This is a genomic window from Planctomyces sp. SH-PL14 (assembly GCF_001610835.1).
Lineage (GTDB): Bacteria > Planctomycetota > Planctomycetia > Planctomycetales > Planctomycetaceae > Planctomyces_A.
The window spans coordinates 2,273,092-2,297,342 of record NZ_CP011270.1 but is presented as its reverse complement, the minus strand read 5'-3'; the positions used below and the strand labels follow the sequence as shown (position 1 = coordinate 2,297,342).

Genomic DNA, 24,251 nt, shown 5'->3' with positions numbered 1-24,251 from the left:
TTATTCCGTAAGCTCCAGGAACGGGTCCAGTCTGAGGTAGTGGTAGCGCTGGGCCCGCTGTCTCTCGGTGGTCAGCAGTTGTCGACGCTGGCGCGACTGCCCGATCTCGATGCGGCGCTGGGCTGTCTCGAAGAGGCGGGCCCACTCGGGAGCCAGCTCGGACGAGCCCGACGCCTGCCCCCCCTTCCGCAGGCGGGCGAGCCGCGACGGAGGGAGGGTGCGGAGCAGCTCGTCCTCCAGTGATAGAAAGAACTGAAAACTCCCCGGATCCCCCTGTCGGCCCGCGCGGCCGACCAGCTGGCGGTCGATCCGGGCCGAGCTGTGGAGCTCCGTGGCGATGACATGCAGCCCGCCGGCGCGGCGGACCGATTCGGCGAGGAGGATGTCGGTCCCGCGTCCCGCCATATTGGTCGCCACCGTGACCCGTCCCGCTTCGCCCGCCCTCGCGACGATGGGGGCTTCCTCGGCGTGCCGGATCGCATTGAGGACCTCATGCTCGACGCCCGCCTCCGCGAGGATGCGGCTCAGCCCCTGCGACGCCTCGACGGAAGGAGTCCCGATCAGAACGGCCCGTCCCGTCGCGATCCCCTGGAGGGTCGATTCCGCGACCGCCTCCCATTTCGCCCGGAGCGTCGGGAAGACGCGGGGGGGAAGTCCGAACCGCAGGCAGCGGCGGTGCGTCGGGATCCGCACGACGGGGAGCCGATAGACACTCCGGAACTCCCGCCGCGCGGGACCGGCGGTCCCGGTCATCCCGGCCAGATGCTCGTAGCGTCGAAACAGCGACTGGACGGTGATCCGCGCCGCACAGCCTGTCTGGGCGGACAAGGGGGCCCGTTCCTTGACCTCGATCGCCTGATGGAGTCCGTCCTGCCACTTCCGCCCCTCCATGATCCGGCCCGTCCCCTCGTCGACGATCGCGATCTCCTCTTCCCGTACGACGTAGTCCCGATCCCGGTGGAAAACGCGATGCGCGGTCAATGCCCGTTCGACGTGCAGGCAGATCGTCTCCGAATCGATCTGGTCCAGGGCAAGCGGTTTGGAGAGGAGCGTCACCTTGCGGCTGCCCAGGTCCGTCAGGTCGACCTGTCTCGTGCGGGGATCGACCTGGAAATCCTCCGCCGGGTCGAAGGTCCGGGCGCAGTGATCGGCCCACCGGTACAGGCTCTCGATCTCCGGCCGGTCCCGGTCTTCGATGCCGATGATCAGCGGCGTCTTCGCCTCGTCGATCAGGACGCTGTCGATTTCGTCGATTAGGGCCATGTGAAGTCCGCGCTGAACTCTCGACTCGCGCCACCCTCCGGCCGCCCCCTTGGGGGCGGCTTCGTCGGGATGGGGGCCCCGTTTCAGGCGGTCCCGGAGGAAATCGAAGCCGATCTGGGCGGCGGTTCCATAGGTGATGTCGCAGGCGTAGGCGGTCCGGCGGGCGTCATCGTCCATGTCGTCGAGGACGCAGCCGGTCGTGAGCCCCAGTTCCGCAAAGATCCGGGCCATCTCGGCGGCGTCGCGGCGGGCGAGGTATTCGTTGGCGGTCAGGACATGGCAGCCTTTGCCGGCCAGGGCGTGCAGCAATGTCGGCAGGACGGCGGTCAACGTCTTCCCTTCACCGGTCTGCATCTCGGCCACGAACCCCCGTGCCAGGGCGATCGCCCCCATGACCTGGACGGGATAGTGCCTCTTGCCCAGCACGCGCCGCGTCGTCTCGATGCCAAGCGCGAAGACCTCGCCGATGATCGAAGAGACCGGTTGCCGGCGCCGGACGGCGCCCCCCAGTTCCGCACGATCCCGTTCGAGCCGGTCGCTCGAGCATTGCTCGAGTTGTTTTGCCTTTCGGAGGATCCGTTCCGCGGTCCATTCCCAGCACGATGTGCGAATGCGATTGAACATTGGCCTGTGTTCCGCGACCAGCTCACTTCCGGCAGACTCCCAAACATCCAAGTGCGCATGTCAGGAAACAACCAGTGGAACGATCGACGATTTATTCTCTAACCCCATCACCGACCGTTGGCAAACAGACTGTTCATAGAGCATAAAAGAGTTTGGTAAGAAACCCACTCGGGGCGAATGCTCCCAACTCCCGCTCAGGAATTCGGATCACTCACGTGGACCGCCGAACACGTACCAACTTGTTGACGTTTCGTCCGCTTCATCCTCTCCCAGCAATTGCGAACTGCGATGGCAGCTCTCAAGGAAGCGAGGTCAGATCGTAAACCGTTTCCAACCATTTGAGCCCCTTCGCCAGCAGGGCCGTTGGAACCGTGGCGTAGTGTCGATCCGACATCGACTTTGGCGCGTGGTCGAGGAAGACCGCCTCGATGCCATTGAACTCAACATTGTCTCGCAGAAGTGAGGCGCTCGTCTTCTTCAGGCTCTTGAAATCGCCCGACCGCCCTAGTGACTTCCGAAGTCGCTGGAATGCCACGCGGATCGGATCCCGTCGAACAAGCTTGCCATTCCTGAGTTCCTCGCCTCGAAGAGTCTTCCCATTCGAGGAAAGCAGCAGATGGTTCGGATCGTCAGATCGTAGCTTCTTCAGGAGCCTGAGCGTGATGCCCCACAGCTTGTAGGTGACCGTGGGAACCCGCTCAAAGTGGATGGTCTTTCCTCGCTTGCGAGTCAGCGTTCCGGCCTCCCAATCGACGCTCTCAGGCTTCAGCGTGCTGATGTCGACCTGCGTCATTCCGCAATTCAGAGCCAGGAGGATGTAGAGCTTGAGGTCCTCGGGAGCGGCTGCAAACAGTTCTCGGATCTGTTCCACAGGGTAGGTCTTGATGACGGGCGGTACCCGAGTGATCCGCAGAGCCCGGGACGTCAAGTTCTTCGGGAGCTGGGTAAGAACGTCAGTTTCGTGGAGCCAGCGAATGAACATCTTCGCAGTCTTGAAGATGTCCGCCGCATATGTCTTCGTGAAGCGTTTTCCTTCGCAGTCCTGCAGCAACGCCTGATGGAGATCGTCGACATGCTTGCCCCCGACTGCCGAAGCATCAAGGCCTGGGCCGAGCTTTCTCTGCATGTACTCCAGATGCCGTCGGATGTTGTCGGCAGCCGTGGGGGTGATTCTGGACTCACGCCGCTTGACGACGTATCTGTCTACGAATGCCGTCAAGGTGGATTCGGGAGGAGTCTCTTGCGAGGGTTGGACGCTGGCGGCGGCGAGGCGATCCTTAACAGACAACAAAAAAGCGTCGTGGCGGGATCCGCACACGACGCTTATCACAAGACTTGCTCAGACCGGGACAGCGTTCGTCGGCCAACGCGATTCGCCCCGTGCAGACTTGTCCCCGGCCTCGGAAGCAACCGCTACTTCTTCAATTCGAACTTGAGACCGTCATTCCCGGTCTGAGCCACTGTCGCCTTCAGGGTCGTTTCGCCGGCACTGCTGTACTTGGCCGGCAGCGACTCCACGGCCCCCGCATCGGCGGGCGGCGTCGCGGCATCGAGCACAACGGGCTTCCCGTCGGCCGCGACGAAGCGGTTGACCGTGACGCGATAGGTTCCCGGCGACGCCCCCTGGCCGCCACGGATCTGGTCGAGGCTGAACTCCCCGGCCGTGTTGGTCATCCCCAGGCTGTCGACCCCCTTGGTCTCACCGTCGGGACGGAAGGTCACCATGGCATCGGCCAGGGGCTGACCGTTCAGGGTCACCTTGCCCGACACGGGAACGGTCGTCGGCAGAGGCTTGGCCGGGGGAGCCCCGCCGCATCCGAACAGTCCGACAACGAGAAACAGCGCAGCAGTTCGTTTCATGAGTGGAGAGCGAGAAAGAGACAGAGATCGTCGCGACACGAACGAAAGGGAAAGTCGAGAGAGGCGGCCGCCGCTGGAGGGACGCTCGGACGGCCGCAGACTCTCCGTCCGACCTTAGAAATCCCCGAGCAGCAGGCCGTCGGCAATGTAGGCCAGGCGCTGCTTCGTGCTGGTGTCGATGTTTTCGGTCACGAACCGGACCGCCCCGTCCCCCATCAGGAGATGGAGTCCCCCGACGTGGGTGCTTCCCGGATAGGCCCAGCTGGCGAGCTTGCCGGGGGGGTTCTGAATGTTGGTCGGAGCGTAGTACCAGAGGTTGATCGGGTACGTCGCCAGATCGATCCCGACCATGACCCAGCCGCGGTAAGCCCACGCCGGCGGCCGGCCGTTGTAGACATCGAGGCAGGTCTCGGAGATCGCGGCGGTGTTGCTCGTTCCGTCCTTGACGTCGGTGAGGCGAACCGCGGTGTTGTCACCGAACATCCGGCGGATCGTCAGCGTCGTCGTCAGCCAGTTCTCGCAGGTCGAGATGAACCCGGAGCCGGCCGTGACAAAGTCATAGCTCGTCTTGGCCCCGCCCGTGCCGGTGTTGGTGGCCGAGATCCCGTAGTGCGCCGTCGTCTCGGTCAGGATCGGATTTCCCGCATCCGACGGACAGAGAAACGTCCGGATGATCGTCTTCTCGAGGGGAGCATTGCCGGAGGTGACCGGATCCACGTGAGCGGGAGTCGGCTGGGCCGTACTGTTGTACGTCGTCATCGCCGTGCTGAAGTTCATCTTGTTGTAGAGCGTCCCCTGATCCAGGTAGGGGAGGAGCATCGTCAGCCCCGACGTGTTCAGCTGCGGGGTGGTGCAGCGGCCGATGTGCCCGGGGGGGAGAACGCCCATCGTTTCATGGTAGCTGTGGAGCGCGATGCCGAGCTGCTTCAGGTTGTTCCGGCACTGGCTGGCTCGGGCCGCCTCGCGGGCCTGCTGGACGGCAGGAAGCAGGATCGCCACAAGCACGGCGATGATGGCGATGACGACCAGCAGCTCAATGAGCGTGAACCCGCGACGTTTAGACATTCATTCCCCCGGAACGCTGCGGCCGTCGTTGCCAGAACGGAACGACACCGCCTTCTGCCGCGACAGCCTCGGAGCGCCCGACGCCTCGCAAGAAAACCAAGATGTGGTTGCCACCGCCCGGCTACCCCTTGCGACTCCATCGCGCAGCCCATGCTCAATGGACATGCAACTTAGAGCCAAAACCGGCGCGGTTTGGCATGTTTTCAAGACTTGGCAAACGCTATGCCGCCTGCAGCCAACAACGCCCTCGGGACCCGGCCGGATTTCGCAGCACAGTCGTTCATCTTCTCTTCACCGGTCCAGTTGAACAGCGACGTGACCGGCCTCGACGCCCCGCCGGAACAGAGGCGCGATCCCCCTGGTCCAAGCCGACGAGAGCGATTGAGCAGCAGAACGAACCTGACGCCGGGGCCATCTCTGCGCACTGTCGAGTTCGGGATGAAGAAGTGACTGGAAACACAGAGGCACAGAGGACACGGAGAGGGACGGCAGGAGAGCCGACGTTCGCAACAGGTTCCGGGAGAGAGTGGGAGAGGCCGGGCGGCGATCCCGGCAGGCTCCCGTCTCGCCTCTGCCTCTTTTCGCTCCGCGCTCTCTGCGCCTCTGTGTTTCAAAAAAACGAAGCTGATGAAACGCGACACCATCGGACCGGCGGAGCTCCCCCCCGGAAAGCGCTAGACGCCGTTTCCCGCGCCGCTCCGTCTCTGGCTCACGACTTGCCGATCTGGGCCCACAGGTCGCCGTCGAACAGCGTCACGGTTCGGGCGATCCCCGCCTCAACAAGTTCCTGACCGCTGACGAACCGGCCGGGGCGGGTCCAGCGGGTGATCGTCTCCGCCGGACAGCCCAGGAACCGGACCAGCAGCGCGTCCATGTCGTTCTCCAGGATCTGAAAGTGCCGGGCCCACTCGGCCGCCTCTTCCAGCCGGACGCTCTCCTCGCTCTGCCACCGGAGCGGGTGGAACAGGAGCGTCGAGTGCGGCGTCACAAACCGCCGCTCGCACGCCGCAAACGGCAGCAGGGCCGCCGACGAACACTCCCCCGCCACGACGCCGTCCGCCTTGAGGCCGCGGAGCCGGATCAGCGACGCCAGAGCCAGCCCGACGAAGGCGCTCCCGCCGCAGGAGTCGAAGAAGATCGTCCCCCGCGACCGCCGGGGAAGCTCCATCAGCCGCTGCGCGAGGTCCTGCGATTTTTCGTCGAGCTCGCCGTTGAGGACGATCTCCCAGTCCTCTTCCCGCTCCTTCGGTTCGGCGGGACGCGAACGGGGGACGCGGGGACCGGCGTGGATCTTGGATCGGGACATGGCGGCGCGGGGAAGGAATCGGTTTCGACGTTGAGCCGGGTCTTAGCGGAAGTCCCAGCCGTGTGAAAGGATCGGGCCGCGGGATCAAAATTGACCGCTGCGACCGTGGCCGCCGCCTCCGTTTTCGTGACTCCCGTCCTGGGATGTGCCAGACTGGAGGGCCCAGGTTGAGAGGACACGTCCATGTTGCCCGCCGCCGTCCGCTTTTTCGTCACCGCCGCGGCGGTCACGACAGCGCTGTTCCTGTCCCCGACGGTCCGCGCCGCGGAGCCAGCGGGAATCGGCTTTCAGACGAAGACATTCCACGACGATCAGGGAGACCACGCCTACTCGGTCTACGTCCCCCCGAACTACACCTCCCGCGACCGCTGGCCCGTCGTTCTCTTCCTCCACGGCGCTGGAGAGCGGGGAACGGACGGCGTCCGCCCCACCCGGGTCGGCCTCGGCGAAGTGATCCGGGACGAGCTCGCGAGCAAGCAACCGCCGTTTCCCGCGATCGTCGTCTTTCCTCAGGTTCCTCTCGGCGGCCGGATCCACAAAGCCTGGTCCCCCGACCGCCCCGCGGGCGAGCGTGCCCTGGCGATCCTGTCGGAGGTCGAGAAGACCTACCACACCGACCCCGCGCGACGGATCCTGACCGGCTGGTCGATGGGAGGCTTCGGCGTCTGGTCCCTCGCGACGGCGCATCCCGACCATTGGTCCGCCATCCTGCCGATCGCCGGCGGCGGAGGCGATGACCAGGACCGACTCGCCGCGCTCAAGGGCGCCCGGCTCTGGGCCTTTCATGGAGCGCAGGACGAGATCGTCCTCCCCGAGGAAACGAAGGCCAGCATCGAGGCCCTTCGCCGGGCCGGAGGAAGTCCGGGCTTCACCGAGCTGCCGGTCGGACACGACTCCTGGGAGATGGTCTACCGTCAGCCGCAGGTTCGAGCCTGGATGCTCTCCGCCGATGCCCCCGTTCCTGAATCGGTCGACTGGCCGCCGGCGTCCCCGTCGCGCGTCCAGCGGACGGATGAACCGTTCGAGACCGCGTTCATCGTCCCCCAGGCGGTCGGCCTGCGGCTCGGGAACGACGCCCTGGGGGCCATCGGTCACGGCCTGCCGGGCCTGATGCCCGCCGATTCCCTGAAAGGGGAGCTCGAGCCGATCATCAAGACGTTCGACGTCAAAGGGGACGCCTACCGCGCGGAGTTCCGCGGCCTGACCTTCGCCGGCGCCCTGACGAGCGCCGACCTGCGGGCCTGCCGGGACGCCTGCCTCGAACTGTCGCTGGGATTGGAACGGCTCACGCTCCGGGTCGCGGACGTGGCGATCCACAGCCGGACCCTCGACGCCCAGGCGGGACCGATCCAGGTCGTCCTCGGACATCAGCGGGCGGTGCCGATGACGATCCGTGTCCGACCCGTGATCGAGAACGGAAAGCTGCGGCTGCACCACGACGGCACCTCGTTCCGCGTCCAGGATGACAACTGGTACGTCACCCGCCCGGAGCGGATCGTCCGCCGCGGGACCGGCCTCGGCGAGTACGAGTTGACGACCGGCATCGTCGGCGGCGTCTATCTTCAGAAAGAAGCGATCGAAGCCGAGATCAAGGCGGTCGTCCCGCGGATGCTCGCGCAGCTCGAAGAGCGGCTCGCGCTCGACGTCCCGTCGAGCCTCTCGTCGCTCCTGTGGCCTCTCCCGGTGCAGTCCCCCCGGTTGCGGATTCAGCCGCAGCAGCTCTGGATCGACGGCACCGGTCTCTCGGTCGTCGGAACGGGACTGATCGGCAGCTCCCTCCCTTCGCCCCATGCTCCGCGAACGCTGGCCGGCAGCGACATCACGCTCGCGACGCTCCCCGCCGACGCCGGCTTGTCGATCCTCGCCTCGCCGTGGCTGGTCGAGGCGGGTTCGACGATGCAGGTCGAGCAGGGGATGGCCCGGATCAACGTCCTCGACCTGCCGGAGGCGGCCTTTCACTCTCTCGCCACCCCGGCGCTCTGGCCCGGGCTTTCCCCCGAGCGGGGCGAGACGCAGCTCGATGTCGAGCTCGAAATCCTGGCCCCGATGCGGCTGGAGCTCACCGGTGGGCCGGACAGGGCCAAGAACCCCGGCGATGCGGACTCGATCAGCGCCACGCTCGTCGCCCCCGTCGCCGCGCTGACCCCGTGCCGCATCGACGGAACGCGTCTCGTCGAGCGTCAGGTCCGGTTCCGCGTCGAGCACGATCTGACGGTCCGCCTCGAGCGCCCGAGTCCCGCGAAGCGTGTCCTGCAGACGGCCTGGTCGACCGAGCCCCGCGTCACCCCGGAATCGCCGGAGAGCGATGTGCGGCCGGTCGTGGAATCGTTCCGTACGGCCTGGATTGCCTGGACGACTTCCCGCTCCCAGGCGGAGCCGGTGAAGGACATCGAGATGGGCGGGTCCCGGCTGCGGCTGCAGTCGCTCGGATCCCGCCCGACGCGTCTGGAGCTCGGAATGGTTCCGCCGCCCCTCCGGATCGTGAACGAGGGACGCCGGCCGTTCGTCTACCGGGTCCGGACGCCGGAGTCCTACTGGTCGGACTGGCACGACCTCCCTCCCCGCCGCGCCCATGAGTACCCTGGCGGCACGCCGATCGAATGGCGGATGCGGAACGGACTTCATGGCCAGGTGCTGCCGGGTTCCGAGATCCGCGTCGACGAGACGGGACCGCGTGAAACAACGTCCTTGCCGGACGGACGTCCTTAGCTCAAACCCAACGTGCCACGGCAGCCAGGGGTCAAAGGCCAAAGAAACAACACAGCACCCCCTTGCCGCCGGAGGCGCTTCCATGAGGAACCGTGGGACACAACGGACGACCGCTTTATGGAGCCGGCGTTTCGATTTCACTGCTCGCTCTGAAAACCAAGCGGGTTGGTGAGGGGGCATACGGCACGGTGTCCGCGCCTGGATACGCCCGACTTCAGGACATCTCTCGACGGACAGGCCTCCGGCGGGCAAAGGGGCGTTGCCCCTCTGCACTCCCCACCAGGGTGCCCCTGGACCCGGTAAAATCGTGGGACGCTACCCGCCCGCTTGGCCCCGAATCGCCCGCACCGCCTCCCTCGCCTCGTCAACATGCCGCTGCGCATTCATCGCGGAGTTCGTGATGTGCCGGATCCGGCCCTCCGGATCAACCACATAGGTCACGCGACCAGGAAACAGCGCCAGCATCCGGGGAACACCAAAGGCCCCCCGCCACGTCCCCGCCGAGTCGCTGATCAGAACGTACGGAAGCCGCTGCTTGTCGGCGAACTGCTGATGCGAAGCCTCCGAGTCACCACTGACACCAATGACCACCGTGTTCTCCTCCACAAACTCCTCATGGAGATCGCGGAACCGGCAGGCCTCCTGCGTGCAAACGGGCGTGTTGTTCTTGGGATAGAAGAACAACACAACGCACTGCCCGCGAAAATCCGAGAGCCGGACCGTCCGCCCCGACTGGTCCGTCCCCGACAGATCCGGAACAAGGTCACCAACCTGGAGGGATGCCATAGGGAGAAGTATCCGGTGCCAGGTATCAAGGATCAGGTCCACAGCCCGAGATCGGAGGTGCGCCAGCCCCGGCGCACCCCTCAACCGACTCTCTTCTGATCTCTACCTTCAGCCTTTCGCCTCAAGCCTCACGTCTCACGACGTATGCCGCTGGAAGAGCTCGCTCGCCTCCTGCATGTCGGCCTTCATCATCGCGTGCCGCTTCGTCCGTTCGGGGGCCGAGCCTTCGTAGATCTTCGGCAGGTGGTCGCGAGTGCAGTAGAGGATGATCTGGGCCAGGCGGTTCTGCGCGCTCGCCTTCTTCTCGATCGCGGCCTTGAGAGCCTTCACCTCAGCGGTGTGCTTGGACTTCATCTCCTGGAACGCGCCGTCGGCCGCGTTGGACTGGATCGCCTTGTCGACCTCGTCCCACAACTCCTGGATCGTCGCAAACTCCTTCACTCCGGGCGCCCCGATGAAGAACTTGGCGCCGAACACGAGAGCCAGCACAACGACAAAGCCCCCCGCTCCGGCCAGGAGCTTCGGGTTCTTGAGATTGTCCAGCAGCCCCGACGGGAGCGAGAAACTCCACGACGGGCCGGAGCTCGAACGGGACGCCCGCGGAGGTGGGGGCGGGGGAGCGACCGGCGTCGGCCGATAGCTCGGAGGAGGCGTGGTGGACGAAGCTCCGTAGGACGACGCGACCGGCGACGCGGCGCGAGCCGTTTCGGCGTAGCTGGAGAGCGTCGATTCGGCGATGGCGGGCCGCGGAGTCGGTCGCTCGGCGGGGACGGCGTCGATCTCCCGATTGCTGTCCTTACGGATCGGGGCGAACGACTTGGTCTCTTCGAGAGCGGCGGACTTCGCAGCGACCGGGGCAACCACCGGCGCAGCGACCGCGGCCGCCACCGGAAACGCCAGACCGGGAATGTCCTGCGCGTGGAGCCAGGCGGCCCCCCACGAGCGGCGGACCAGGTCCTTGCGGTCCAGCGTCCCTTCGCCGATCCGCTTCTGGAGGTCGTTCAGCGACATCGGACCGAACTCGTCGCCGTCAATGCGGCAGAACCACTCGACCCGATCGAGGTTCACGGCGTCCATCTCGTCGGAGGACTTGCCGGTCGAGGCAGTCTTGGGGAACAGTTCGGGGAGCCGCTTGGCGGAGAGCCACGTCCCCTCAACCCCTTCGCGGACGTCGTCGGTCGGGGAGAGAGTCCCGTCGACCGCCATCTCCTTGAGGGCGTCGAAGGTGTAGGGGCCGAGCACCTGTCCGAGAGAGGAGCAGTACCAGTTCGCCGGAACCGCTGCGGGTTCCGGGGTCGCGACCGGGGCCGGAGCCGATCTCTTGTTCTTCGCGCTGCGGACCGGGGCGAAGTTGCGGCGTTCGCAGGCGGTGTGGTCGACGGCCGCTTCGCGGGCGCTCGCCCGTGTGGCGGCGGACAGCATCGATCCGATGTCGAGATCGAACTGGCTGTCGGAGTCGATCTCCAGGGCCGGGAGCGAGGTCGCCGGCTGCCATTCCGTCTCATCGACCCGGCGCACGAGGTCGTCGGGATCGACCTGCCCTGTCGTGAGCAGTTCGTGGAGGGTCTCGAGCGTCACCGGCCCAAAGTCTTCGCCGAGGCGGCGATACAGCCAGTTCAGTTCCATTTCAAAAACCCATTTCGAGGCGGGCGAGAGGCGGCCAGATTCGATTGAGACTGAATCTCAGCCAAGGTGGGGCCGACATTATGCACCTGCTATACCGGTAAAACAAAGGAAGGAATCGTAAATTCGCGATTCCCGGCTCGGCCGCAGGCCCCACCAAGATCATAAGTCGCTACAAGTTAGACCTTTGCGAAGACCACCCGAATACCGGCCCGCACGCTTCCCAGCCGATTCTGCGTCTCGCGGCGCCCCTTTCGGGCGACCGACACCTGCCCAAAAGCAAACCGGCCGACGGTGACCATTTCACCGTCGGCCGGTGCCGACTCTCAGTCTGCCGCTGTCGCGGGCCGCGGTTACTCGTCCCGCGAGCCACCGGTGAAGCGGAGGATGTAGTACAGGAGGGTCAGGACCGCCTGGAGCGTCCCGGCCACATAGGTCCAGGCCGCGGCGTTGAGGGTCCGGGCCACAGCGACACCCCCTTCGTAGTCCACGATCCCCATCTCACCGAGCAGCTTCTTCGCCCGGCGGCTGGCGTCGAACTCACACGGCAGGTTGATGAGCTGGAACGCGACGACCATCCCGAAGGCGATGATCCCCAGCCAGATCAGGGGCCGGAAGCCCATGATCGCACCGAAGATGAGCAGGATGAACGAGATGTTGCTTCCGAACGTCGCCGCCGGAACCGCGATGTTGCGGAAGACGAGCGGGGCGTAGTGCGTGGCGTGCTGAATGGCGTGTCCCGCCTCGTGCGCCGCCACCCCCACCGCCGCCGCGCTCCGCTGGCTGTAGACCGCGTCGCTCAGCCGGATGACCCGCGTGCTGGGGTCGTAGTGATCCGACAGCATGCCGGGCGTCTGCTCGATGGCGACATCCTGCAGACCTGCGGCGTCGAGGATATGCCGCGCAGCCGCCGCACCGGACAGATTCGCGGGGACCTGCTCGGCTTCCGCGAACGTGGACTTCACGCGCCACTGCGCCCACATCATGAGGAGCAGCGCGGGGGCGAGGAACAAGTAGTATTGAAAGTCGAGGATCATGGTCGTTGTGGGTTTACGTGCTTTGAAGTTCTCAAGCACGGAGATGATGTCCGTCTCATCTCCGGCACAGAATAATACGCGGGCCGTCGTCGGGCGGACGACAGAAATGGCCTCCGATTCTCTCGGTTTCGACAGGCTCGCAGGACCTGACGCGACAAAGGGTTACGTGGAGGGGTTGTCAGTTCTCAGTCTTCCGTTCTGAGATCGGGCTGAAAACTGACGACTGACCACGGACCACTGAGAACCAATCACGTGATCGTCAGCCACCGCCCAAGGAACAGGGCCGGGATCAGCATGGCCAGGCAGACCAGCGAGTACGGCATCCCCGGGTCGCCGCGGTAGTAGTAGATCAGCAGCGCATCGAGGACCAGCAGGGTCAGGAGCATTGTCTTCACCGCCAGTTGCACGACTCGCGGGCTTGGATCACCGACGGCGAGCACGATCCGGCGGTTGACCGTGATCGCAATCACCACCAGGGCGAGGACGAGGTTCCATTCGCCGGGCGGATCGAGGACGGGATCCCCGAAGCCCCACCGCAGGGCCGCGCCGCTGACCCAGGCCGCCAGTCCCAGGAAGCCCAGGTTGACGACGAAGCCCGAGGCAACGAGCGAGCCGCGTGGACTCTCGCCGGAGTCCTTCCGGGCGAACCAGGTCACGCCGGCGATGTAGATCCCCATAGCGGCGGCGACCCAGATCTGCGGCATCCGCCAGACGTCGGCGAAGGTCGCCGCGCCGCCGCTCGCGCCGAGCAGCACGTTGAGGAAGCGGCAGGTCCCCATCGCGACCGGACCGATGGGGGTCCGCTTGAGCCACGCGTCGTAGAGGAGAATGCATCCGGCGAGGATCAGCGCGACGAAGAGCGAGGGAACGCCGGCGACGGCACTCGCGGCGAGGCCGATCCCCATAAGTCCGGAAGCGAACACGGTTGCCGACCGGAGCGGAATGCGTCCCGAGGGGATGGGCCGCTTGGGGCGTTCGCGGGCGTCTTCTTCGCGGTCGAAGATGTCGTTCCAGGCCATTCCCGAGAGGTAGAGGCCTGCGGTCGCCACGAGCAGGGCCGCGACGCTCACGATGGGGGTGAGTGTCGACCGGACGAGCAGGTACCCCAGCAGGATGTCTCCGAGGGCGGTGAAGACGGCGGGAAAACGGCAGAGCTGGAGGTAGGACCGCATGTGGCGTGGCTCACGGGGGGAAACGGCCATGACAGCAGATTGAGGTAGAAGGCGGAAGGGAGAGCGCGAGATCTCTCCCCTCACCGGGTCCAGGGGCACCCTGGTGGGGGATGCAAGGGGGTCACACCCCCTTGCCCGCCGGAGGCCCTCTCGTCGAGAGATGTCTGAAGGAGCACGTGTCCAGGCGCGGACAAGGTGCCGTATGCCCCCTCACCAACACGCGGGGATTGCAGAGCAAGCTGTGTGATGTGAGGGAGTCCTCAACGCTGGTCCCACAAAAGGGACATCCGTGGCGTCCCACGGTTCCTCATGAAAGCGCCTCCGGCGGCAAGGGGTGACCCCCTTGACCCCGGCTGCCGTGGCACGTTGGGTTTGAGCTATGGGAGCCGTGCCGGCATGGACACATTTCGAGACTTCCGGCCAGTCCCGCCGATCCGGCCTCCGTATTCTCCCCTTTGAACGACTTTCCCTTGATCAACCCATCGCGGTTGTGCCGATGGTATCAGTGCGAACGGTTGGGCAGACTTTTCCGGGGTGCGATCCCCGCGGCAGCCAGCGATAGGCCGCCGTTCAGTCTGCCCGGATGATCCGGAGGGGGGAGGCTCCAACAGGAGCCGACAGCCGGATCAGCACGGGGGCGTGCCGTTTCGCTCAGGGGAAGGGGAGCGATATGGTCCAGGCGACCGCCTTTCAGGGCGTCCGCGCGCCCGGTGCGTCACGTCCGCCACAGGTTCAACGGTGGACGTGGACGATCCGGGTCGCCGCCCTCGTGCTCGGAGTCTCATGCTCCGCCGGGCTGATCGCCAGCGATGTTCCGGACATCCGCGTCGAAACGCTCAACGCGGGGACGTCGGGACGGGACGAGCGCAAACTCGCGCTCCAGTCGCTCCCCTTGCAAAGGCTGACGCCGGAGCAGCGGCAGAAGGCCAACGCCGTCCTTCAGGACGTCAGCCTCTTCCGCCGCCTGCCGAAGATCCGCTGCGAATCTGATCCGCGGATGCACGGCTACTTCTGCGACCACCCGGACGTCGCGGTCAGCATCTGGCGGGCCATGGGAGTCTCGGGCCTCAAGATGACCAAGACCGCGCCCGGCAAATACACATGCGACGCCGGCGACGGGACGGTCGGGGACATGGAGGTCCTCTACCGCACCCCGTCCAGCAGCCTCGTCGTCTGCACCGGGACCTTCACCAGCCCTCTGCTGCCGAAACCGATCAAGGGGGCCGGGCTGATGCACCTGCAGGTCACGACGCAGAAGGACTCGCTGGGGAATTCCCTGGTGACGCAGCAGGCCGACATGTTCATCTCGTTTCCGTCGCAGGCGGTCGACTTCGTCGCCCGGACGATCGCGCCGGTGACCAACAAGATCATGGACAAGAACTTCGAAGAGGTCTCGCTCTTCCTGCGGATGATGGACGAGGCAAGCCAGGTCCGTCCGGACTGGATCTATGAAGTCTCCGGCCAGCTCGACGGAGTGAAGAAGGAAGACGCGGGCAAGCTGGTCGAGCTGACGAAGTCGATCCACGCTGCCCACGCCCCGCAGATCGGGGCGCAGCCGGCAACGACTTCGGCCATCAGGTGATCGTCCCTCGCGCAAGCCAAACCGGGGTCCAGGGGCCACGCCCCTGGTGGGGAGTGCAGAGGGGCAACGCCCCTTTGCCCGCCGGAGGCCTGGCCGTCGGAAGATGTCTGAAGGAGATCGTGTCCAAACGCGGACGCCGTGTCGGATGCCCCCACATCAACCCGCGGGGATCGCGAAGCGAGCGGTGTGGATTGAGGGAGTCCTCATAGCTGGGACCACAAAGCGGTCGCCCGTTGTGCTCCACGGTTCCTCATCAAAATGCCTCCGGCGGCAAGGGGGCGTGGCCCCCTTGACCCCAGGCTGCCGTACCACGTTGGGTTTGAGCTAACAGAGCCGCGCCGGCAAGGACGTAGTTCGAGACGCCGAGACGCCTACTTCTTCACGGCGGGCGCGACCACCGGTTCCGCCTTGAGGATAATCATCCCCAGCGGCGGCAGCGTCAGCAGCAGACTCTGCTCCTGCCAGTTCATCGGGACCGTCTCGGTCTCGACCACGCCGCCATTGCCGACGTCGGTCCCGCCGTACATCCGGGCATCGCTGTTGAAGATCTCTTTCCACTGCCCGGCGATCGGAACACCGATCGCATACTCATGCCGCGGCACCGGCGTCATGTTCATGACGACCAGGAGCACCTCGGAGCGGTCCTTGGAGTAGCGGCACCAGGCATAGACGCTGTGCGTCGCGTCGTCGGCGCTGACCCACGAGAACCCGCCGGAGTTGCAGTCGAGTTCGTGGAGCGCCTTCTCCTGCCGCATCAGCGTGTTCAGGTCTCGGAGGCAGCGGTTGAGCCCCGCATGCTCCGGGTACTTCAGCAGCTCCCAATCGAGCTGGCTGTCATGGTTCCACTCGGTCCACTGGCCGAGCTCCCCTCCCATGAACAGCAGCTTCTTTCCGGGGGCGGCGTACTGATACGAGTACAGGAGCCGCGCGTTGGCAAACTGCTGCCACGCATCCCCCGGCATCTTGGAGAGGATCGCCTTCTTGCCGTGCACGACTTCGTCGTGCGAGAGCGGCATCAGGAAGTTCTCGGTGAACTGATAGAGCGAACGGAACGACAGCTCGTTCTGGTGGTACTGGCGGTGGACCGTCTCCCGCGAGAGATAGCGGAGGGTGTCGTTCATCCACCCCATGTCCCACTTCATGCTGAAGCCGAGGCCGCCGTCATAGACCGGCCGCGTGACGCCGGGCCACGAGGTCGATTCTTCGGCGATCGTCAGGATCCCCGGGAACTCGCCGTGCAGGGCCACGTTCATGTCCTGCAGGAACTTGACCGCCTCAATGTTCTCCCGACCGCCGTACTTGTTGGGAACCCACTCGCCGTGGGAGCGGGAGTAGTCGAGGTACAGCATCGACGCGACCGCATCCACGCGGAGTCCGTCGATGTGGTAGGTGTCGAGCCAGAACCGGGCGCTCGAGAGGAGGAAGTTCCGGACCTCCATCCGCCCGTAGTTGAAGATGTAGGTGTTCCAGTCGGGATGGAACCCCTGCCGCGGATCCTCGTGCTCGTAGAGAGCGGTCCCGTCGAACCGGCCCAGGCTGTGGGCGTCGGTCGGGAAGTGGCCGGGAACCCAGTCGAGCAGGACGCCGACGTCGTTCTGGTGCAGGTAGTCGATGAAGAACTGGAAGTCGTCCGGCGTGCCGAACCGGCTCGTCGGCGAGAAGTAGCCGACGGTCTGATAGCCCCATGAGCCGTCGAACGGGTACTCCGTGATCGGCATGAGCTGGATGTGCGTGTAGCCCATCTCCTGGACGTACTCGACCAGCATCTCCGCCAGCTCGCGGTACGTGTGGTACTTCCGCCCGTCCCAGGGCCGCTTCCACGAAGCAAGATGGACCTCGTACATCGAGATCGGCGACTCGAACCAGTTCGTCTTCTTCCGCTTCTCGAGCCAGGCGCTGTCTTTCCAGTCGAACTCCGTGACGTCCCAGATGAGCGACGCCGTGCGGGGAGGCTCCTCGTGGTAGAAGCCGTAGGGATCCGCCTTTTCGAGAAGATCCCCCGCCTTCGTCCGGATGCTGAACTTGTAGCGGTCCCCCTTCTTCACCCCGGGGACAAAGCCCCACCAGTTCCCGGAGTCGCTGGAGTTGAGGTAGTCCTCGCCGTGGGTCCAGGAGTTGAAGTCGCCGATGACGCAGACTTCGCGCGCGTCTGGAGCCCACACCAGGAAGCGGGCCCCGCTCACCCCGTTCTGAACTTCGAGGTGGGCGCCAAAATGCAGATAAGAGGTGTTGCTCATGCCGCGCTGTATGGCCCGCCACTCGGGGTTGGGAGTTCCCTTCGTTTCCGGCACTCCGCGGGGGCGCTGGACGGCGGAGTCCGTCGTAAGGGCACGTCCCTGCAACATGTTCGGTCCATCCACGAGGGTCTGACGTGGCCAGATCCTAAAGCAACGGGGCGCAAACGGGAACAAGGATCTGGGCGGAAATCGGCGGAAGGCGGAAGGTAGAAAGAACTTCGGGGGCGGCCTCTCGTTTGCGTCCGAATGCTGTTCTTCGCGATCAAACAGGCTTCCCGCCCCACGTCCGCCCCTCCCCCTCGACCTTCTGTCTGAGGTCTTCCGCCTTCCGCAGATCGCCTCCCGACATTCGTCTTGTCCGATTTTGCAAATTTTGCACATACTCCGCCCGACTCGGGATCTCCTTTCCGCCGAGAGGCATCTCGATCGCGAACAGCATCGCCCGGTCCAGGGACTCAGGACCGCGAAGGGGAGGGGGAGCAAGGATGTGGTGTACCCGGTGTCATGCCGACGTGGCGGCCGAACTGGCAGCGGGAGGCCAGTCGCTGAACTGCACGCAGTGCGGGCACGAGATCCAGAAGGTCTACACGCCCTCGCAGCACCCCGAGATCCGCAGCGCCCGCGAACTGCTGGAGCGCTGGTCCCGTGAGGAGGGCGCCTCCGTGCCGGCCGCCGAAGCCAGTCCCTCCGCGCCTCCAGCGCCCGAGCGAATCGCCAGCAACGTTCCGTTGACCTCCAGCCCCGCCGCCCCCGCTCCGGTCACGGCTTCGACAACCGAGAAGCCGGCGGCCTCTTTCGCGGACGAGCTTCGCAAGGCCTTCCCGGTATCGTCCGACGCCGTCGCCGCCCTGATCAAGGGACGCCCGGCCACCGCAAGTGCCGCCTCCGCTCCGGCCAGCCCTCCGGCGGACGGAATCCCGTCGATCAGCCTGGAGCGGTCCCCCGCCCCGCCCGCGGCGCCATCCGCCCAAGGGTCGCCCGAACCGGCGTCCCCCGCCCCCGCCCCCGCCCTCGTGTCCTCTGACTCTGCCCGCCCCGCCGGCCCTCCCGCGCCCGTCGGACCTCCGCCGCGGAAGATGCTCGACCGCCCGGCGATTGCCCGCACCGCCAAACCCAAGACCGTGTGGCGGGCCGACTCCGCTCACGCTCCAGAGGAGGCGAACGGCGCACAGGCGAAGCCGTCCGTCGCCGCCCCCCTCCCCTCCCGGGATGCGAAGTCGATCGCCCTCCCCCTGACCGCGCCCCCCACACCGGGCAACCCGTCGGCCCCGGCCAAGCCGACAGCGCCCCCGGCCCCGATCACTCCCCCCAAGGCGATCTTCAACCTCACCCCCGCCGAGTCAGCCGGCGGACTCCCTCAGGCATCGACATCGCCACGATCCGCGACAGCCTCCTCCCCGGCCCGCCCCGAAGGCGCGCCGCGTGGCGAACACAGGACCGCCCGCTCCCAGAGGGGGGCCGCACACGTCTCTGAGTCCCGCCGAGGCTCCGCCGCCGACGCCCAGGAACGCCGTCCGCGGCGCCGCGTGGACCGGGCCGAGGCGGCAATCCCCGCCCCGCACTTCGATCTCCAGACGTATCTGGCGCAGAACCCACAGAAGACTGGCCGGTCCGAGTCGATCTGGGGGCAGCTCGTCGCCTACATTGGCGTGGCCGTCCTCACCGTCGGGACCACGATGGTTCTGTGGGGCTACTTCGGGGGCGTGGGCCGCTACACCTCGACCGGGTTCCTGGTGACGACGGCGGGACAGATGCTCCTGTTCCTCGGCGTCGTCACTCTCGTCTCCGGCGGGATGCAGCAGACGTCGAGCGAGGTTTCCACGCGCGTCGAATACCTCGGCGAACGTATGATCCGGATGGAGCAGGCGACGCAGCAGATGCTGCGATCCCCGCACTTCGCCCGCCGACGCCGCAGAGCCGCCTCCCGCGCGTCGTCCGCGGTCAACGACGAGGACAAGGCGGCCTGAGCCGGCTGGCTCGATTCCTGGAATTCGGCGTCCATTCTCCATGCCTTCACGGTTCCGCTGAAAGCTGGTCGCTGACAGCGAGCGCTTCGTTCCCTCCCATCGCCTCCGCACCGGATCGTCGTCATGCAGCGCGTGGCCTTTTTCGAAGACAGCCGGGCGGAGCATTTCCAGCCGCTCGCCCTCACCCGTCCCGTCTACGAGCTCCTCTGCGGGCACTTCTCCAACCGGGAACGGGTCCTCAGGCAGGTCCAGCCGACGGAGTGGGGCGCCTTCTGCCGGCCCCACCTCGCCGAGGTCTACCGCGAAGAGCACCCGGCGGTGCGGGTCAACGATGAGCACTGGCTGACCACGGGGACGACGTTCCTGATCAACGGCCGTTACCTCCCGGCACCTGGCGCGCTCGCCGCGGCGAAAGCGGATGAGGTCGGTGTCATCGGCGACACGGTCGCTTACCTCACGCTCACGGCCGAGGAAGGACTGGCGTTCCGGTCCGAGGCGGTCGACGAGTCGCTGGCGCAGATCGCGCGGCACCGCCGGCCGGTCGCGGCGGAGGGGACGCTCGTCAGCTACCCGTGGGACATCGTTCATCACAACGGCGAGCAGCTCGCCGCGGACTTCCGGTCGCGGATCAAGAGCCCGAAGAAGGCGAACCTAAGCGCCCAGGTGGCGATCCTCGGTGAGGACCGCAACGTTCACGTCGACCTGACGGCGGACGTCGACCCGTTCGTTGTGATCGACGCCCGCTCGGGGCCGGTTTACATCGATGCCGGAGCCAAGGTCCAGGCGTTTACGCGGCTGGAGGGGCCGTGTTATGTCGGGCCGAAGACGCAGCTCTTCCGGGCGAATGTCCGAGCGGGATGCAGCTTCGGGCCGGTCTGCCGTATTGGAGGCGAGATCGAGGAGAGCGTCGTTCACGGCTTCTCGAACAAGTACCACGACGGATTCCTGGGCCACAGTTATGTGGGGTCGTGGGTGAACCTGGGGGCGCTGACCTCGAACAGCGATCTGAAGAATGATTACTCGGCGGTCACGGTCCCGCTGTCCGGTGTGCCGATTGACTCCGGGTCGACGAAGGTGGGTTGTTTTATTGGGGATCACACGAAGACGGCGTTGTGCAGTCTGTTTAACACCGGCTCGTCGATCGGGGTGATGTCGATGCTGTTGCCGGCGGGGGAGTTGATGCCGAAGCATATTCCGTCGTTCATGCGGTTGTGGCATGGCCGGCTGGACGAGATTCCGGGGGGGATTCAGCCGGGTTTGGCGGCGGCGCGGGTGGCGATGAGCCGTAGGGATCGGATGTTGACGCCGGCGATCGAGCGGATGCTGGTCAGGCTTCACGACGACACACGCCTCGAACGCCTGTCCGCGGTCGAGCGAATGCAGCGCAAAGACGCAGCCAGGGTCTGACCACCCGCAGACAAATCAAGCTCATACCGGGGTCCAGGGGCTCCCCCTGGTGGGGAGTGCAGAGGGGCAACGCCCCTTTGCCCGCCGGAGGCCCTCTCGTCGAGAGATGTCTGAAGGAGGGCGTATCCAAGCGCGGACACCTTGCCGTATGCCCCCTCACCAACCCGCGGGGACTCCAAAGCGAGCGGGGACCGCGAAACGCCGGTTGCACAAAGCGGACGCCCGTTGCGCCCCACGGTTCCTCATGGAAGCGCCTCCGGCGGCAAGGGGGTGAGACCCCCTTGACCCCGGCTGCCGTCGCACATTGGGTTTGAGCTAAAACGTCGTGCCGGCAGGCGCACCAATCTCGAATTCGCATTCCAGCCAACCTTCCATAGAATCCCCAGGCAGGACCGCCTCGGTCCCCCATGCCACCCGTGTTGCCGAACCCGAGAACGGATTCATGTCTGACGCCGCCAACCCGAACACCCCCGCTGGCGAGAACACACCCGAGAAACCCCTCGACTTCATCCGCCAGATCGTCGCCGACTCCATCGCCGCCGGCACACACAACGGACGCGTCCAGACCCGCTTCCCCCCCGAACCCAACGGCTACCTCCACATCGGACACGCCAAGTCGATCTGCCTCAACTTCGGCCTCGCCAAAGAATTCGGAGGCAAATGCAACCTCCGCTTCGACGACACCAACCCCACCACTGAAGACACCGAATACGTCGAATCCATCCAGGACGACATCCGCTGGCTCGGCTTCCAGTGGGACGGCCTCTACTACGCCTCCGACTACTTCGAACAGCTCTACCGGTGGGCCGAGGAACTGATCGAAAAAGGCCTCGCCTACGTTGACAGCCAGTCCGCCGAAGAAATGAGCCGCGGCCGCGGCACGCCCTCGACCGCCGGCGTCGACAGCCCCTACCGCAGCCGCAAAGTCGACGAAAACCTCGACCTCTTCCGCCGGATGCGGAAAGGCGAATTCACGGACGGCACCCACGTCCTCCGGGCCAAAATGGACATGGCCTCGCCGCACTTCATGATGCGCGACCCGGTCCTCTACCGCATCCGCCACGCCCACCATCACCGGACCAAGGACGCGTGGTGCATCTACCCGATGTACGACTACGCCCACGGCCAGAGCGACTCCATCGAGCAGGTCACCCACTCGATCTGCACCCTGGAATTCGAAACCCACCGCCCGCTCTACGACTGGTTCATCGACAAGCTCGGCATCTTCCCGTCCCACCAGTACGAGTTCGCCCGCCTCAACCTGACCTACACGGTCATGAGCAAGCGGAAGCTGCTGGAACTGGTCCAGGCGAAAATGGTCTCCGGCTGGGACGACCCGCGGATGCCAACCCTCCGCGGCCTCCGCCGCCGCGGCTACACGCCGGAAGCCCTCCGCAACTTCTGCGGAACGATCGGAGTGACGCGGTACAACGGCCTGACCGACATGGTCGTCTTCGAAAACGCCCTCCGCGATCACCTCAACAAGATCGCCCAGCGGCGGATGGCGGTCCTCCGCCCGGTCAAAGTCCTCATCGAGAACTACCCGGAAGGCCAGACCGAAGAACTCGACGCAGTCAACAACCCCGAAGACCCCTCCGCCGGCTCCCGGAAGGTCCCCTTCGGCCGCGAGCTCTACATCGAGCGCGAGGACTTCGAAGAAACCCCGCCCAAGGGATTCTTCCGGCTCTCGCCGGGCAAGGAGGTCCGCCTGCGGTGGGCCTACTTCATCAAGTGCACGGGGGTCGAGAAGGACGCCGCCGGCAACGTAACGTTGATCCGCGCCACCTACGACCCGGCCACCCGCGGCGGCGATGCCCCGGACGGCCGCAAAGTGAAGGCGACGATCCACTGGGTCAGCGCCGAAAAAGCGATGGACGCCGAGGTCCGCCTCTACGACCACCTCTGCCGGATCGAAGACCTGAGCCAGGTCCCGGAAGGCGAAGACTGGAAGAGCTACCTCAACCCCAAGTCGCTCGAGACGATCTCGAACGCCAAACTGGAACCGTCGCTCTCCGCCGCCCAGACCGGAACACCCGTCCAGTTCGAGCGTCTCGGCTACTTCACGCCGGACAGCGTCGACCACAAGCCCGGCAAACCAGTGTTCAACCGTTCCGTGACCCTCAAGGATACGTGGGCGAAGGTGCAGAAGAAGGGCTAGGGACTAGGGACCAGGGTCTAGGGACGGAGGGAAAACGGCTCGGTGGCCTGCATTTTTCCTCGCTGACCGCTGACCGCTGAGAGCTGACAGCTTCTCGCCCCGTTGAAGTTGCAATTCCCCGCCCACCTTCTCATAATCTTCCCTTCCCGTTTTCCCGCGTTTGGATGGATTGATCGATGCCGCTTCCACGACAGAAGAACGACCCGAAGAAGATGCGGAAGAAGCGGGCGCGCCTGAAGAAGAAGGTCAAGTGCCGCTTCACCGGCGGTGGGGACATTCCCCGCCCGGTTTACGTCGACTACAAAGACACCAAGACCCTGAAGACCCTCGTCGACCGGGAAGGCCGGATTCAGCCGCGCCGCCGCTCGGGGACCTGTGCGATCTTCCAGCGGGCCGTCCGCCAGGCCATCATGCGGGCCCGGTTCATCGCCCTCCTGCCGTTCGTCTCCGACGAATGATCGCTGTTGGTCACAGGGCCGCTGGTCACTGCGACATACTGTAGATTTCAGGGCACGTCAGTCGACGTGCCCTTTTTCGTTGGCACGCGGAACTTTCCGCGAGTTCCCCGCCTCCGACCGCCATGTCCGACCGGCTGACATCCAACTGGACCGCGGTCCGGGCCGAGATTGCCGCTGCCTGCGAGCGGGCGAACCGCCCCGTCGACTCGGTCCGGCTGGTCGCCGTCACGAAGTACGCCGAGATGGACTGGGTCCGCGGCCTCGTGGCCCTCGGGCAGACAGCTCTTGGCGAGAACCGCCCGCAGCAACTCATCGAGCGGGCCGGAACGCTCCAGGGTGCCGAATGGCACCTCATCGGCCACCTCCAGCGGAACAAAGTCCGGGCCGTCCTGCCGTTCGCCTCCTGCATCCACTCGATCGACTCTCTCAAACTGCTGGCGCGGATCGGGGAGATCGCCGGGGAACTCGGGCTGACCCCCCGCGTCCTGCTCGAGGTCAACGTCTCGGGCGAGGAGTCGAAGGACGGCTTCTCCGCCGCGACCGTGCGAGGCGACTGGCCGCAGATCCAGGCAGTCGAGAACGTCACCGTCGCCGGCCTGATGACGATGGCTCCCCTGACGGACGATCCCCAGACCGCCCGCCCCGTCTTCCGCCGCCTCCGCGAACTCCGCGACGAACTCCAGGCCTCGGCCCAACCGGGAATCGCCCTGAGCGAACTCTCGATGGGAATGAGTGGCGACTTCGCTGTGGCGATCGAGGAGGGCTCAACAATGGTCCGTGTCGGCAGCCGTCTCTTCGAAGGCCTCTCCCCCACCCACTAGCCCGAAGCTGCAGCGAGGGATTTCGGGCTCACGGGTCCTGACGATGCCCCCGCCCGAGGAGGCCCTTGTTTTCAGGTGTACTCCGCCAGAAGGCTGGTCGTTCGATGCCAGCCACGCCAACGGCGTGAGACAACTGAGCCTGGGGCAACGCCCTTGCTCTGCTACACAAGTTTGTG

The 24,251-nt window shown here is 65.7% G+C and carries 17 protein-coding genes; 7 read left to right on the top strand and 10 right to left on the bottom strand.

What is annotated here, in order from left to right:
- The 5 genes from VT03_RS08965 to VT03_RS08945 form a co-directional block, all read right to left on the bottom strand.
- Window positions 1-1,887: a DEAD/DEAH box helicase gene (locus VT03_RS08965; protein WP_075092667.1), complete on the bottom strand. Its 1,887-nt coding sequence runs from the start codon at window positions 1,885-1,887 to the stop codon at window positions 1-3.
- 298 nt (window positions 1,888-2,185) lie between these two features.
- Window positions 2,186-3,106 carry a hypothetical protein gene (locus VT03_RS08960; protein WP_156514366.1) on the bottom strand — a complete coding sequence of 307 codons (921 nt, stop codon included), beginning with the start codon at window positions 3,104-3,106 and terminating at the stop codon, window positions 2,186-2,188.
- Window positions 3,107-3,300: 194 nt separating this feature from the next.
- Window positions 3,301-3,747, bottom strand: a complete 447-nt coding sequence (locus tag VT03_RS08955; RefSeq protein ID WP_075092665.1) for a carboxypeptidase-like regulatory domain-containing protein — start codon at window positions 3,745-3,747, stop codon at window positions 3,301-3,303.
- Between the two features lie 114 nt (window positions 3,748-3,861).
- Window positions 3,862-4,812, bottom strand: a complete 951-nt coding sequence (locus VT03_RS08950) for a DUF1559 domain-containing protein (protein ID WP_075092664.1) — start codon at window positions 4,810-4,812, stop codon at window positions 3,862-3,864.
- 709 nt (window positions 4,813-5,521) lie between these two features.
- The gene (locus VT03_RS08945; protein ID WP_075092663.1) at window positions 5,522-6,118 is read right to left on the bottom strand and encodes a ClpP family protease; all 597 of its coding nucleotides are present in this window, start codon (window positions 6,116-6,118) and stop codon (window positions 5,522-5,524) included.
- Window positions 6,119-6,301: 183 nt separating this feature from the next.
- Between VT03_RS08945 and VT03_RS08940 the strand changes: the two genes are divergently transcribed.
- Entirely contained in the window at window positions 6,302-8,827 is a 2,526-nt protein-coding gene (locus VT03_RS08940) for an alpha/beta hydrolase-fold protein (protein ID WP_075092662.1), read from the top strand.
- Between the two features lie 315 nt (window positions 8,828-9,142).
- Here the strand turns inward: VT03_RS08940 and VT03_RS08935 are convergent, their stop codons facing one another.
- The 4 genes from VT03_RS08935 to VT03_RS08920 all read right to left on the bottom strand — a co-directional run bounded on the left by VT03_RS08935 (window position 9,143) and on the right by VT03_RS08920 (window position 13,445).
- Window positions 9,143-9,613 carry a peroxiredoxin gene (locus VT03_RS08935; RefSeq protein WP_075092661.1) on the bottom strand — a complete coding sequence of 157 codons (471 nt, stop codon included), beginning with the start codon at window positions 9,611-9,613 and terminating at the stop codon, window positions 9,143-9,145.
- Between the two features lie 135 nt (window positions 9,614-9,748).
- Window positions 9,749-11,239 carry a DUF4339 domain-containing protein gene (locus VT03_RS08930; RefSeq protein WP_075092660.1) on the bottom strand — a complete coding sequence of 497 codons (1,491 nt, stop codon included), beginning with the start codon at window positions 11,237-11,239 and terminating at the stop codon, window positions 9,749-9,751.
- 350 nt (window positions 11,240-11,589) lie between these two features.
- Window positions 11,590-12,273, bottom strand: coding sequence for a zinc metallopeptidase (locus tag VT03_RS08925; protein ID WP_075092659.1), 684 nt, complete (start codon window positions 12,271-12,273; stop codon window positions 11,590-11,592).
- A 248-nt stretch (window positions 12,274-12,521) separates the two neighbouring features.
- Entirely contained in the window at window positions 12,522-13,445 is a 924-nt protein-coding gene (locus VT03_RS08920; RefSeq protein ID WP_075092658.1) for a UbiA family prenyltransferase, read from the bottom strand.
- Between the two features lie 670 nt (window positions 13,446-14,115).
- On the opposite strand from VT03_RS08920, the gene VT03_RS08915 reads away from it, so the two are divergent.
- The gene (locus VT03_RS08915) at window positions 14,116-15,027 is read left to right on the top strand and encodes a hypothetical protein (protein ID WP_075092657.1); all 912 of its coding nucleotides are present in this window, start codon (window positions 14,116-14,118) and stop codon (window positions 15,025-15,027) included.
- A 371-nt stretch (window positions 15,028-15,398) separates the two neighbouring features.
- Here the strand turns inward: VT03_RS08915 and glgB are convergent, their stop codons facing one another.
- Window positions 15,399-17,372, bottom strand: a complete 1,974-nt coding sequence (glgB, locus tag VT03_RS08910) for a 1,4-alpha-glucan branching protein GlgB (protein ID WP_082846059.1) — start codon at window positions 17,370-17,372, stop codon at window positions 15,399-15,401.
- 377 nt (window positions 17,373-17,749) lie between these two features.
- Between glgB and VT03_RS33310 the strand changes: the two genes are divergently transcribed.
- From VT03_RS33310 to VT03_RS08875, 5 genes are all read left to right on the top strand, one after another.
- Complete coding sequence (locus VT03_RS33310) at window positions 17,750-19,231, top strand: hypothetical protein (protein ID WP_156514365.1); 1,482 nt, start codon at window positions 17,750-17,752, stop codon at window positions 19,229-19,231.
- Window positions 19,232-19,354: 123 nt separating this feature from the next.
- Window positions 19,355-20,638 (top strand): putative sugar nucleotidyl transferase, encoded by a 1,284-nt coding sequence (locus VT03_RS08890; protein ID WP_075092652.1) that lies wholly within the window; start codon window positions 19,355-19,357, stop codon window positions 20,636-20,638.
- A gap of 442 nt (window positions 20,639-21,080) precedes the next feature.
- Complete coding sequence (locus VT03_RS08885; protein ID WP_075092651.1) at window positions 21,081-22,796, top strand: glutamine--tRNA ligase/YqeY domain fusion protein; 1,716 nt, start codon at window positions 21,081-21,083, stop codon at window positions 22,794-22,796.
- Window positions 22,797-22,972: 176 nt separating this feature from the next.
- Window positions 22,973-23,254, top strand: coding sequence for a 30S ribosomal protein S18 (rpsR, locus tag VT03_RS08880; protein WP_082846058.1), 282 nt, complete (start codon window positions 22,973-22,975; stop codon window positions 23,252-23,254).
- A 122-nt stretch (window positions 23,255-23,376) separates the two neighbouring features.
- Entirely contained in the window at window positions 23,377-24,075 is a 699-nt protein-coding gene (locus VT03_RS08875; protein WP_075092650.1) for a YggS family pyridoxal phosphate-dependent enzyme, read from the top strand.
- Window positions 24,076-24,251 lie beyond the last annotated feature (176 nt).